Source organism: Halomonas sp. Y3 (assembly GCF_024137965.1).
Taxonomy (GTDB): Bacteria; Pseudomonadota; Gammaproteobacteria; order Pseudomonadales; family Halomonadaceae; genus Halomonas; species Halomonas mongoliensis.
This window is the reverse complement of the sequence record NZ_CP099975.1, coordinates 2,952,100-2,965,382: the sequence shown is the minus strand read 5'-3', so window position 1 is coordinate 2,965,382 and position 13,283 is coordinate 2,952,100. Positions and strand designations below refer to the sequence as shown.

Genomic DNA, 13,283 nt, shown 5'->3' with positions numbered 1-13,283 from the left:
GTCAGGAAGTGTTATTCTCTCAGCCCGGATCTACAAGCCATCGCTCAGGCGCGGGGAACGCCAGAGACATCTTTTCCATGGAGGACATCATGCTCTTGCCCATCATCCTTTCAGGTGGCTCGGGCTCCCGCCTATGGCCCGTTTCTCGCGAGCAGTTTCCCAAGCAATTTCAGCGCCTTAGCTCGTCGGAAGAGAGCCTGCTGCAGGAGACGGTTCAGCGCCTTGCGCACCTGCCTGGCTGTGCGCCACCGCTGGTCATCTGCAATGATCAGCACCGTTTCCTGGTGGCAGATCAGCTGCTCTCGATTGGTGTCTCCCCCACCGGTATTCTGCTGGAGCCGATCGGGCGCAACACGGCGCCGGCTCTGGCCCTGGCCGCAATGGCGGCGCTTGGGCAGCATGAAGACCCGGTGCTGCTTGCCATGCCGGCGGATCATGTCATTCGCGATGGCAGTGCCTTTGCATCAGCCGTGAACCAGGGGCTGGCGCTGATCGACGCCGGGCAGCTGGTTACCTTCGGGATCGAGCCGACCCATGCCCATACGGGCTATGGCTATATCCGCTGCGGGGCGCCGCTAGGCTCGGGGCATCGCGTCGCCGCCTTTGTCGAGAAGCCCGATGCCGGTCTTGCCGCGCAGTATCTTGCCAGCGGTGAATATCTCTGGAACAGCGGGATTTTCCTAATGCGCGCTCGGCACTACCTGGAAGAGCTCTCCCGGCATGCGCCTGATGTGCTGTTCGCCTGCGAGGCCGCGTTCGAAGGGCGCGCCGTTGATCTTGACTTCATGCGTATCGATGCCGAGCGCTTTGCCAGCTGTCCCGATATCTCCATCGACTACGCGGTGATGGAGCGCACTCAGAGTGCCGCCGTGGTGCCCATGAGCCCGGGGTGGAGCGATATCGGCTCCTGGGATGCTGTCCATGCGCTACACGCCGACGCCGAGGCCGACGGCAACGCCACCCACGGCGACGTGCTCCTTGCCGATACGAGCAACTGTCTGGTGCGCAGCGAGTCACGGCTGGTGGCGGCGCTGGGCGTGCAGGATCTGGTCATCGTCGAAACCGACGATGCGGTGCTGGTGGCGCACCAGAGTCATGCGCAGAAGACTCGTGAGGTGGTCGACATCCTCAAGGCGGGCAAGCGCTCCGAGCCTCAGATGCATCGCTGTGTCTACCGCCCCTGGGGGCACTACCGCAGTGTGGCCAGTGATACGGGTTTTCAGGTCAAGCAGATCGTGGTCAAGCCGGGCGCGCAGCTCTCCCTTCAGATGCACCATCATCGCTCCGAGCACTGGGTCGTGGTGGCCGGTACGGCCAAGGTCACGCTGGGCGAAGGCTATGGCGAGGTCGCCAACCTGAAAAGCTTTCTGCTTGGCGAGGATGAGTCCACCTATATTCCCCAGGGCACGGTACACAGACTCGAGAACCCTGGCCTCATCCCCCTGCGCCTGATAGAAGTGCAGACCGGCGACTACCTTGGCGAGGACGATATTGTCCGTTTCGATGACGCCTATGGGCGCTCCGGCACCGAGCCCACCAAGCCCTCTCTCCATGGCGATCATTAATGCACCGCTAGCCGGGCTTCAGGCACTAAGCAAGGGCTACCGGGTGGCGATCATCCACGATTGGTTGGTGGTGTCCGGCGGCGCGGAAAAGGTGCTGGACGCGCTCCTGCAGGCTTTCCCGCATGCCGAAGTCTTTACCACGGTATACGCCATGCCGCAGGAGGAGCGAGGTCGCCTGGCCGAGCACGTGGTGCACACCAGCTGGCTGCAGCGACTGCCGAGAATACGCGACCACTACCGCTATTACCTCCCGGTCATGCCAAAGGTGATGGCGCGCTTCGACCTGAGCCGCTTCGATCTGGTCATTTCGTCGAGCCATGCGGTGGCCAAGGGGGTCGTGACCCACTCGGGGCAGCGGCACCTCTGCTACTGCCATACGCCGATGCGCTACGCCTGGGAGATGCGCGATGACTACCTGCGCGACGCCCGCTACCCGGCACCGCTGAGCTGGTGTGCCGAGCGCATGCTGGAGCGCCTGCGCCGTTGGGATGCGGCCACTGCCGCGGGGGTCGACCACTTCGTGGCCAACTCTGCCAACGTCGCCGGGCGCATCCGGCGCTACTACCGCCGCGAGTCGAGTGTGATACACCCGCCCGTTGACCTCGACGCTTTTCCCTTTGACCCGTCACCGCGCGATGACTTCTATCTGGCGGCTTCGCGGCTGGTGCCCTATAAGCGCCTGGATATCGTGGTGGAAGCGTTTCGCGACATGCCGAACAAGCGGCTGCGAGTGGTGGGGGATGGCCCCGAGCGGGGCAGGCTGGAGGCGCTGGCCGCCGGTGCGGAGAACATCGAGATCCTCGGCTACCAGCCCCGGGATGTGCTGCGTCGGCTGATGACGCAGGCGCGCGGGTTTGTCTTCGCCGCCGATGAGGACTTCGGCATCATGCCGTTGGAGGCGCAGGCCGTAGGCACGCCCGTGCTGGCGCTGGGGCGAGGCGGGGCTCTGGAAACCGTGCTGGGACCCGAACACGGCGATGCGGCCACCGGCCTGTTCTTCGCCGATCAATGCGCCGATTCGCTGCGCGCCGGCCTTGACGCGTTCGAGACGCTGGCCATTGACCCTCAGGCGTGTCGCCGTCAGGCCGAGCGCTTCTCGACAGAACAATTCTGGTCTCGTTGGCAGAGCCTTTTGACCTCATCACTTTCCTGATCTGGAGTCGTTCCATGACTAGCACAGCGCGCCGTCTGCTTTCACGCACGCTGATGAGGCTGGCACGTTCGCCGCGCCTCAAGCTCCTCGGGCAACGAACGCTCGCGCGCGCTCCGCGCCTGCGCGGGCTGGTACTGCGCCTCATGTACGGTGGTGCATGGCGCGCCGGCGAAGCACAGCCCGTTAACGACTTCGACGGCCGCGGTGAGTACCAAAAGCGCCTGCTCGATGACCTGCAACAGCGCTGGGAGCGAGAGGCATGAAGCGTCTGAACGTTGTGGACAACCCCGGTGGGCGCCCTCTGGCGGAGGGCGATGGCTGGCTGGAGGCCCTTGCGCCCGAGGCCGGGCTCCTGCTGATCGGCTTTGACGACGATGATGCCATCGAGGTCAGGCGGCGGCTGGCGGGGCGGTTGGAGGAGCAGCGTATTCTGCATATTCCCGCGCCGGCCCAGGAGCATCTGGCTCGGGTCGATCGCCAGCTCTGGGAGCTGGTACCGCAGCGCCTGGCCGATGGCCTGGGCGCCGAACAGCTGCACTGGATAGGGCATGCCGGTCAGACTCCGCGCTGGGCGCATCTGGACAGCGTGCCGCAGGATGAAGCGTGTCCGCCTCACTCGCCGCCGCGGCTGGCCTTCGTGGCGCCTCTGCCCCCCGAGGCAACCGGCATTGCGGACTACAGCGCCGAGCTGCTGCCCTATCTGGCAGCGCACTACGAGATCACGCTGGTCGTCGACCAGCCCGACATCGCCCCCGACCTTGTCGGAACGCACGCGGTCATGTCGCCGGCGCAGTTCATCGAGGCCTATTCAGGCTTTGATCGTGTGCTCTATCAGGTCGGCAACTCCATGTTTCACTCCTATCAGTTCCCGCTGCTGCAGCGCTGCCCGGGCGTCGTGGTGCTGCACGATGTGTTTCTCTTCGACGCCGTCTGGTGGCAGCAGGAGTGTGGCAACTGGCCGGACGGGTTGCGTCGTCAGCTCTTCCACGAACACGGCTTCCCAGCCGTGCTGGCGCTGGAAGCCGGGGGGCATGGCGGGGGCAGCAGGGGCCCCGAAGAGTACCCGGTCAACGGCTTTGTGACCCACGAGGCGGCGGGACTGATCATGCACTCACGGTTTGCCAGCGAGCTGGACCGACGCTGGCGTCCTGACGCCTGGCAAGAGGCGCCCGCCATCATTCCGCACCTTCGCGCGCTGCCCGAGTTGGACGACGAGCGCCGTGCCCGGGCGCGCCGTGAGCTGCAGCTCAGCGAGGATGCCTGCGTGATCGCCAGTTTCGGTGGCATCAACCCCAAGAAGATGAGCGACCAGCTGGTGGAGGCATTCCTGGCAGGCGACTGGGGGGAGCGCGAGGTCATACTCGCCCTGGTCGGCGCCCAGCACGCCGGGGATTTCGGCCAGGCGTTGGAACGCCGCCTGCGCGCGCATCCGGCTGGCCGGCAAGTGAGAGTCACGGGCTATGTATCCCGCAGCGACTACCTGCGCTGGCTACGCGCCGCGGATGTGGCAGTGCAGCTGCGCCAGGACTCCCGGGGAGAGACCTCCGGCGCTATTCTGGACGCCATGGCGCACGGTCTGGCGGTGGTGGCCAATGCCCACGGCAGCAGCGCCGAACTGCCGGAGGAGGCGCTGGTGATGCTGCCGGACCGGTTTTGCGCCGAGCAGCTAGGGAAGGCGCTGGAGGCGCTGGTAGCGAGCGACGAAAGGCGCCATACCCTGGGTGAGCAGGCGCGCTGCCACGTGGCGCGCCAGCTGGACCCGGTGCAGGTGGCCAAGCAGTACCGTGACGCTATCGAATCCTTCAGCGGCCGTACGCGGCGAGAGAGGCACGAACGCTGGCTCGACCGCCTGGCCGGTCTGAGCGCGCTGCGGCGCCTCGATGAAGGAGCCTTGCTGGAGGTCACGGGCGGCCTGTGCGAGCTCGACACCACGGCCCCTGCGGCGGCCCCGCGCATCCTCTTCGATGTGAGCACCATTGCCTGGCACGACCTGAAGACCGGGATCGAACGGGTCACTCGAAGGCTGGCAGACCAGCTGCTGCGCCATCCTCCGCAGGGCTGGCGCGTCGAGCTGGTGCGCTGGGGCGGTGACGACTTTCACCTTGCCCGGGGCTTTGCCAGCGAGCAGCTGGGCATCGAACCGCCGGCGCCGGACCGCCCCTGCGAGGCGCGCCCCGGTGATATCTACGTCAGCGTCGAGTGGGCGCCGCCGCTGCTGGAGCAGGCCGGCCACGCGCTCAAGCGGATGCGCGCGCGGGGCGTGCGCTGCTACTTCACCGTGCATGACCTGCTGCCGCTGCGTCTCCCGCACTGCTTCCCGGAGGATATTCCGGCGCGCATGCAGGCCTGGTTCAACGCCATCGCCGAGCTGGCCGACGGCATCACCTGCGTGTCGGCGACGGTGGCAGACGATGTGCGCCAGGAGCTGAGCCGCCTTGCGCTGCCCCGGTCTCCCTGGGTCAGGCACTTTCATCTGGGCGCCGATTTTGCGGAGCAGGCCGACGCCGCGTCGCCCAGCGAGGAGGAGCAGGCGCAGCTTCAAGTGATCGATCAGGCGGGCGGCGCGACGCTGCTGATGGTCGGCACCCTGGAGCCGCGCAAGGGGCATCGTCAGGTACTGGATGCCCTGGAGCGCTGCTGGGAACGACAGCTGCCGCTCAATCTGGTCATTGTGGGCAAACAGGGCTGGAACGTGGACAAGCTTGCCGGCCAGCTGCGCCACCACCCCATGGCCGGGCAGCGCCTGCACTGGGTGGAGGGTGCCAGCGATGCCATGCTGTCGCGTCTTTACGCAGACAGCGATGCCCTGCTGGCAGCCTCCCTCGGTGAGGGCTTTGGCCTGCCGCTGATCGAAGCGGCTCACCGCGGTATTCCGATCCTGGCGCGAGACATTCCGGTATTTCGTGAAGTGGCCGGCGAGCATGCCTGCTACTTCCACGCCGAGAGCGCCGAGCAGCTGGCCGGCGAACTGCAGGCCTGGTACCTGAGCTGGCAGGGCGGCAGCCTGCCCGACTCTCGGGCACTGCCGTGCCTCACCTGGGCACAGAGCGCCGACGCCTGGCTGGCGCCGATTCTCGCCGATCTGCCCCGGCCCCAGGCCTCCATCAGCCCGCTCGACGCAAGCCCAGCTGACCCCGGCTCGAACGACTGTCGCCGCCAGTCCGATCCCGGTGGCCCTGGTACCAGTGAGCCTGCCCCCAGTGCCCCTGGTGCCAATGAAAGTGCCCCTGGCGCCAATGAACAAGGAGCGCTGTCATGACCCTGGCCTCGTTGTCACCTCGTCTGGCCGGATGGCGCAATCAGTTGCCACTGCTCTGGCACCTGGCCCGTGAGGACCTGGTCGACCGCCACAAGGGCTCCGTGATCGGCAAGGCCTGGACGCTGATCGGGCCGCTGATCAACATCCTGGTGTTCGTGCTGGTGTTCTCCAAGATCATGGGCGCGCGCCTGGAGGGCTTTGGCGCCGAGATCGACCAGTACACCTACAGCATCTATCTGATCTGCGGCATGCTCGCCTGGACCGCCTTTGCCAAGGGGCTCAGCACCATCACCAACCTGTTTATCGAACGGGCCCACCTGATCACCAAGGTCAAGGTATCGCTCAAGGCGCTGCCTGTCTCGGTGCTGATTGCCGAGTCGGTGATCTATGCCATCAGCATGCTGTTCTTCGCTGTCTTTCTGCTGCTGATCGGCTTTCCCTTCAGCGCCTGGTGGCTGGCGGTGCCCCTGGTCTTTGCCCTGCAGCTGGCCTTCACCTACGCGCTGGGGCTGCTGCTGGCCATCCTGGCCGTCTACCTCAAGGATATTCGTGAGGCCGTGGCGGTGCTGCTGCCGGTGCTGTTCTGGACCACGCCGATCGTCTACGTCAGCGATATCCTGCCGGACGGCGCCATGGAACTGATGCGTTTCAACCCCATCTATCAGCTGGTGGATGCCTATCGGGATCTGATCATGTACCACACCCTGCCGGGGCCCTACGGCCTGGCCGGCGTGGCAGCGCTGACGCTTTTGCTGCTGGCGTCGGCGCTATGGCTGCTGCGGCGTACCGAGCGCGACCTGCGCGACTGCATCTAGGAGAACGAGGCGATGATCGAGATAGAGGGGCTGAACAAGACCTTCAAGCTGTTTCAGCGCCCCGGCGACCGGCTGCTGGAAGCCGTAACCGGCCGAACCCGCCACTCCAGCTACCATGCGCTCAGAGATATCAGTTTTCGCGTGGCGCCGGGCGAGGTGCTCGGCGTGGTGGGCCGCAATGGAGCTGGCAAATCGACGCTGCTCAAGCTGCTGACCGGCGTGCTGGTGCCCGACAGCGGTGCTATCCGCATTGACGGGCGCGTCACCGGCCTGCTGGAGCTGGGGACCGGCTTCAACATGGAGCTGACCGGGCGGCAGAATATTACCGCCAACGCTCTGATGCTGGGCATGACTCACGAGGAGATCGAGGCGCGTCGAGACGCGATCATCGACTTCTCCGAACTGGGTGACTATATCGACGAACCCCTGCGCACCTATTCATCCGGCATGGTCATGCGCCTGGGATTCTCCATCGCCATTCACGCCGATCCCCGCTGCTTTCTCGTGGATGAGGCGCTGTCTGTGGGCGATGGCTACTTCCAGCAGAAGTGCATGAAGCGGATCCGCGAGTTCAAGGAGGGCGGAGGCTCGATCCTGTTTGTCTCCCACGACCTTAACGCCGTCAAGGTCTTGTGCGACAGGGTCATGGTGCTGGAGGATGGCGGTATCGTCTTCGACGGCGACGCCGAAAAAGCCGTGAACCACTACAACCGCATCATGGCCAGGCAGGCCGAAGAGGAGGAAGGGCGCCATCTGGCGCGCGACCACCAGGCCTATGGCACGCGCGAAGTGGAAGTGCTCAAGGGCCGCGTGCGCGGCCACGAAAGCGCCAGCGATACGGTGTCCAGCGGTGAGCTGGTGGATATCGAGCTTGATCTGCTGGCTCATCGGCCCCTCGAAGAGGTGACGCTGGGCATCATGATCCGAGATCGCTTCGGGCAGGATATTTTCGGCGTCAACAGCTACCAGCTCGGGCAGGCGATTGAGCTGGAGCCCGAGCAGCCCTGCTGCGTCAGGCTGTCGCTGCGGGCGGATATCGCCCCGGGCAAATACACGGTCACGGTGGCGCTGCACAGCCGCGAGCACCACCTCGACCAGTGCTACTGGTGGTGCGACAGCTACCTGCAGTTTGACGTGGCAGGCTTCAAGGGACACCTCTTCTCAGGTGCATGCCGGCTACCGCTGAACCTGGAACTACTGCCCCGCGAAGGGGGCGCCAGCGGCGGGGATACTCGGCACGCCCAACCGGAACTGTCTTCATGACTCACCGCTTTGACGATATTGACGGCCTGATCGGCCGAATTCGGGCTGCCGCGCGCCATGCCGGCGAGTATCAGGAGCCCCCTCAGCCCGTGCCGCTTGCCTACCGGCAGCGGCTGGGAGAGCTGCGGGATGGCGGCGATTTGCCCATTGAGATCGACGACGATACCGCCCCCGAGCTGGAAGCGCTGCTGCTGCCCAGCCAGCCTGACGAACAGTTTCTGCAGCGCGCCTATGCCGTGCTGCTGGGCAGAGAGCCGGACGAGGAGGGCAGGCGGCACTACCTCGAGGCGCTGCCCGAGGTGGGGCGCTGCCATGTGCTGGCCGAGCTGCTCTGCACCGCGGAGTGCCGCCAACGGCTGGCCGCCGGCCAGCTTTACCTGCGCGACTTTCAGCGGCTGACGCTGCCGCTGCGCCTGCAGCGGCGGCTGGGGCCGCCGGGGCGCTGGCTGCAGGGGAGCGTACAGCGCTGGTACCGGTGGCTGGAGCGCCGCTGGATGCCGGAGCTCAGGCGGCGCGAGCGGCTGCGGTCGCTCTCTCGCCGCCTGGAGAGCCAGGAGCAGCGGATCTACGATATCCTGCTGATGCTGGATGCCGAACTGCAGCGCCAGGCGCACCACAGTGCCAAGCTGGAGCAGCGTTCACGCAGTCAGGAGCGCGGCCTGCAAGAGCAGGCGCGGCAGCTGGAGCGGTTGGCCCAGTCCCGCGAGCCGCTGGTCGAGGCCCTGCACGCACTCCTCCCCGACGAAGACGCGCTCGAGCCCCTGCTGCACAAGCTCGAGTCCCTGGGAGCGCAGCGCCGCCCGGCGGCGAGCCAGCAGCAGCTCGACGACTACTACCTCGCCTTCGAGGCGATCTTTCGTGGCGATGAGGCGCAGGTGCGCGAAAACCTCCAGCGCTATCTGCCCCAGCTGCATCAGGCGCGCGCCTGCGGTGAGCGCGCCCTCGACCTGGGCTGCGGGCGGGGTGAGTGGCTGCAGCTGCTGGAAGAGCACGGCTTCAAGGCCCACGGCGTCGATCTCAACGCGACCATGGCGGCGCACTGCCGGGCCCAGGGCCTGGAGGTCGTGGAAGATGACCTGCTCGAGGTGCTCAAGGCGCAGCCTGACGGCAGTCACGCCCTGATCAGTGCCTTTCATATCGCCGAGCACCTGCCCTTCGACGTGCTCTATGCCACCGTGGCAGAGGCCGGTCGCGTGCTGGCGCCGGGTGGCGTGCTGATCATCGAAACGCCCAATCCCGAGAACGTGCTGGTAGGCAGCCACACCTTCTACCACGACCCCACCCACCGCAATCCGCTGACGCCCACCTCGCTGAGCTTCCTGCTGGAGTTTCACGGGTTTCGGGGGCTGGAAGTGCTGCGCTTCAACCCCTACCCGGAGAGCGCCAAGGTGCCCGGCAGCGACCCGCTGACCGAGCGCGTCAACGGACATCTGTGCGGCCCTCAGGACTATGCGCTGGTGGCGGTTCGGCCGGCGCAGGCAGAAGTCGCCGCGTCGCTCGAGGAGCCGCAGCCGTGAGAATCCTGCTCAGTGCCACTCAGGTGCCCTTCATTCACGGTGGCGCCGACTACCATATTCATGGCGTTGCCCAGGCCCTGCGCGACCGCGGCCACGAGGTCGAGCTGATGCGCCTGCCGTTTCGCTTCGGCCCGGAGAAGGACATCGAACGCCTGATGGCCTACGTCGAGACCCTCGATATGGCCGCGCCCAACGGGGTCGAGATCGACCGCGCCATCAGCCTGCAGTTTCCCGCCTGGGGGCTGAAACACCCAGACCATACCGTCTGGGTGATGCACCAGCATCGCGCCTGCTACGAGCTCTACTCCCCGCAGCAGGCCTCGCCGGCCCAGCAGCGCCTGCGCGATGCCGTTCAGGCCTTCGACGACCGCCATCTGCCCAGTGCCACTCGGCTGCTGGCCAACTCCCGGCGCGTGGCCGAGCGGCTCGAGCGCTTCAACGGCCTGCAGGCGCAGCCGCTCTATCACCCGCCGCATGACGCCGAGCGCTTTCGCTGCTATGAAGACTGGGGCTATATCTTCTACCCCAGCCGCCTGGAGAGCCTCAAGCGCCAGGATCTGCTGATCGAGGCAGCGCGTTACCTGCAGACGCCGGCGCGCCTGGTGATCGCCGGCGAGGGCGGCCAGCGGCAGCGCTATCAGGCGCTGGTCGAGCAGCATGGCCTGAGTGATCGCGTGCGGCTGATCGGGCGCATCAGCGAAGAGGAGAAGTTGGCCTGGTATGCCAACGCCACCGCGGTCTTCTATGGCCCCTTCGACGAGGACTACGGCTACGTGACCCTCGAGGCGATGCTGGCCGCCAAGCCGGTCATCACCTGTCGCGACAGCGGCGGTCCGCTGGAGTTTGTGCGCGACGCCGAGACCGGCTGGGTGGTGGAGCCGGAGCCTCAGGCCGTGGCGGCCGCCATCGATGAGGTGTGGCGCGACCGTCGGCGTGCTGCCGAGATGGGGCGCGCCGGCCTGGAAGGCTACCACCGCGCCAACATCAGCTGGGATCAGGTGGTGGCCCGCCTGCTGGGGGAGTCGGTACCATGAAGATCGCGCTGGTGGCGCCCAGCAGCGTCCCCTTCACGGTAGGCGGTGCCGAAAAGCTCTGGTGGGGGCTCCTGCATCACCTCAATCAGCTGACCGACCACCAGGTGGAGCTGATCAAGCTGCCGTCGCCCGAGCGCAGTCTGGGTGAGCTGCTGAGCAGCTATCGTCGCTTCAGCGAGCTGGACCTGAGCCACTTCGACTGTGTGATCAGCACCAAGTATCCGGCCTGGATGGTGTCACACCCCAACCACCGGCTCTATCTGCAGCATCCGCTGCGGGGGCTCTACGACACCTATCCCTGGCCGGAGCTGGCCGCCCACGACCCCTTCAGCGCTGCTGCCTGGCCCACGCCGGCGGGCCGGCAGGCCATGGGGCGCTGGCGGCGCCATCCGCAGCTGCGCCGCCTGCAGAAGCTGCTTGCCACCGCGCCCGAGCGCGCTCAGCTGCCGGAGCTCTTCGCCACCCTGGAGGCGCTGCAGCAGAGCCGCTGGCTGCCCGCGGCCAGCCGCGACGCCCTGCTGGCCTTCCCTGGGCCGCTGACGCGGGCGGTGATTCATCACCTGGACGCGATCGCCATGGCACCGGGCGCCATTCGCCGCTATGCCGCCATTTCACAGACCGTCACGCGGCGCGCCCACTACTTTCCTCGGGGTGAGGCCGTCAAGGTCATCCACCACCCCTCGGACCTGCCGCCTGTAGAGCCCGCGCCTGCCGCAGCGACGCCCCCCTACCTGTTTACCGTCAGCCGGCTGGACGGCCCCAAGCGCATCGAGCTTCTGGTGCGTGCCTTCATGGCCAGCCGCGCCGACCTGGAGCTGCGCATTGCCGGTACGGGCCCGGAGGAAGAAGCGCTCAGGCAGCTGGCCGCCGGTGACCCGCGCATTCGCTTCCTGGGGTTTTTGCGCGACAGCCAGGTGGCAGAGCAGTATCGCCACGCCCTGGCGGTGCCCTTTCTTCCCTACCAGGAGGACTACGGCCTGATTACCATCGAGGCCATGAGCGCCGGCAAGCCGGTGATCACCTGCAACGACGCCGGTGGCGTGACCGAGTTCGTGCGCCACGGTGAGAATGGCTGGTGCGTGCCCCCGGAGCCGGCCGCCCTGGCCGAGGTGATCGAGGCGCTGGGGCGGGCGCCCGAGAGTGCGCTTGCCATGGCCGCCGCCGCGCGCCGCAGCGTCGCCCACGTGAACTGGCCGAGCACCGTGGCGGCGCTGCTGGAGGCACCCGCGGCCGACGCCCGTCCCCAGTGCCCCGCACAGGTGACCGGGCTGGGCGCCGGCGAGCACTGGCTGGTGCTCAACACCTACAGCGTCTATCCCCCCATGGGAGGCGGCCAGAACCGCATGTTTCACCTCTACCGCCACCTGGCCGCCGAGCCGGGGCGCCGCGTGACCCTGCTGGTGCTGGCGCCGGTCGGCAGCGAGGAGTGCCGCCGCGAAATCGCGCCGGGCCTGGTGGAGCATCGTGTTCCGCTTAGCGAGGCGCAGCAGCAGCGGCTCGAGGCGCTGGAAAAGGCACTTGGCGTGCCGGTCGAGGATATCGCCGCCATCGAGGGCTGGCGCCTCAATACCCGCTTTGTCGAGCGGCTCAAGCACTATGCGAGCGAGGCCACCATGGGCGTGGCGGCCCACCCCTACCTGGCCGGGGCGCTGCATGAGCATCTGGACGTACCCTGGGGCTACGAGTCGCATAACGTCGAGGCCCTGCTCAAGCGCGATATCCTGGCCCAGGCGCTGCGACAGAACCTGCCCGAGGCACGCGCCGCTCTCAGGCAGGTGGAAGAGGTAGAAAGGCTGGCCTGCTGCGCCGGCGCCTGGGTGTCGGCCTGCACCGAGGCGGACCTGGCGAGCTTTACTTCGCACTACGGGCTGGACCCACGGCGCGGCATCGTGGTGCCCAACGGCGCCGATATCCAGCGTCTGCCCTTCGTGGATATGGCGTTGAGGCGGCGCTGGCAGGCCAGCCTGGGGCAGCAGCGCCCCACGGCATTGTTCATCGGCAGCTGGCACGGCCCCAATCTGGAGGCCGCCCGTCTGATCATGGAGCGCCTGGCGCCGGCCTGCCCGGCGGTGGACTTTCTTGTCGTCGGCAGCCTCTGTCTGCATCCCGATCTTGCCGATATTGACCTGCCGCCCAACCTGCGGCTGATGGGCACGGTAACAGATGCCGAGCTTGGTGCGCTGTTGGCTAGCGTCGACGTGGCGCTCAACCCGATGGGCTCCGGTTCGGGCAGCAATCTCAAGATGTTGGACTACACGGCGAGCGGCGTACCTGTCCTGACGACCCCCTTCGGCAACCGCGGCTTCGACTTTGACGAACGTCATCTTTGGCTGGCCGAGCTGGACCGGTTGGCCGCGGCTCTAGAACGCCTGCTGGCGACGCCGCGGCCGGCGCAAGAGGCCCGAGTGGCGCGGGCTCGGCAGCTGACCCAGGACGCCTACGCCTGGCACCGCATTGCGCCGCGCCTGGGTGAGGCCGCTCGGATTCACCGCTTGCACTCCAGCGAGGGCGGAGCTAGCATGCAGGCATGTTCCCGCACGCTGTTTTCAGATGCCTAGTGCCGTGTGATATGTGTCATGCGGCTCGCGGGAGGTCCCAATAAGGTCACTCTGGCATCAGGCATTAGTTCAATGCCATTGACTTGCCAGAGACATGGCTTTTACATTATCTGACATTG

Annotated in this window: 9 protein-coding genes; all 9 read left to right on the top strand. The window is 66.7% G+C overall.

Annotation, left to right across the window (positions count from 1 at the left end):
* The first annotated feature begins 89 nt into the window (after positions 1 to 89).
* From NHL60_RS14065 to NHL60_RS14025, 9 genes are read left to right on the top strand one after another with little or no spacing between them, the layout of a single operon-like run.
* Positions 90 to 1,565 carry a mannose-1-phosphate guanylyltransferase/mannose-6-phosphate isomerase gene (locus NHL60_RS14065; protein WP_253444629.1) on the top strand — a complete coding sequence of 492 codons (1,476 nt, stop codon included), beginning with the start codon at positions 90 to 92 and terminating at the stop codon, positions 1,563 to 1,565.
* A complete protein-coding gene (locus NHL60_RS14060; protein WP_253444625.1) occupies positions 1,552 to 2,718 on the top strand; it encodes a glycosyltransferase in 1,167 nt (388 codons plus the stop codon). The genes NHL60_RS14065 and NHL60_RS14060 overlap by 14 nt, the downstream gene beginning before the upstream one ends.
* 14 nt (positions 2,719 to 2,732) lie before the next feature.
* Positions 2,733 to 2,981: a hypothetical protein gene (locus NHL60_RS14055; RefSeq protein ID WP_253444622.1), complete on the top strand. Its 249-nt coding sequence runs from the start codon at positions 2,733 to 2,735 to the stop codon at positions 2,979 to 2,981.
* A complete protein-coding gene (locus tag NHL60_RS14050) occupies positions 2,978 to 5,977 on the top strand; it encodes a glycosyltransferase (protein WP_253444618.1) in 3,000 nt (999 codons plus the stop codon). Before NHL60_RS14055 ends, NHL60_RS14050 begins: the two co-directional genes overlap by 4 nt.
* A complete protein-coding gene (locus NHL60_RS14045) occupies positions 5,974 to 6,792 on the top strand; it encodes an ABC transporter permease (protein ID WP_253444615.1) in 819 nt (272 codons plus the stop codon). The genes NHL60_RS14050 and NHL60_RS14045 overlap by 4 nt, the downstream gene beginning before the upstream one ends.
* A gap of 12 nt (positions 6,793 to 6,804) precedes the next feature.
* The gene (locus tag NHL60_RS14040; RefSeq protein WP_253444613.1) at positions 6,805 to 8,055 is read left to right on the top strand and encodes an ABC transporter ATP-binding protein; all 1,251 of its coding nucleotides are present in this window, start codon (positions 6,805 to 6,807) and stop codon (positions 8,053 to 8,055) included.
* Positions 8,052 to 9,572: a methyltransferase domain-containing protein gene (locus NHL60_RS14035; protein ID WP_253444610.1), complete on the top strand. Its 1,521-nt coding sequence runs from the start codon at positions 8,052 to 8,054 to the stop codon at positions 9,570 to 9,572. The genes NHL60_RS14040 and NHL60_RS14035 overlap by 4 nt, the downstream gene beginning before the upstream one ends.
* Entirely contained in the window at positions 9,569 to 10,606 is a 1,038-nt protein-coding gene (locus NHL60_RS14030; RefSeq protein ID WP_253444607.1) for a glycosyltransferase family 4 protein, read from the top strand. Before NHL60_RS14035 ends, NHL60_RS14030 begins: the two co-directional genes overlap by 4 nt.
* Positions 10,603 to 13,164 carry a glycosyltransferase gene (locus tag NHL60_RS14025; RefSeq protein ID WP_253444604.1) on the top strand — a complete coding sequence of 854 codons (2,562 nt, stop codon included), beginning with the start codon at positions 10,603 to 10,605 and terminating at the stop codon, positions 13,162 to 13,164. Before NHL60_RS14030 ends, NHL60_RS14025 begins: the two co-directional genes overlap by 4 nt.
* Positions 13,165 to 13,283 lie beyond the last annotated feature (119 nt).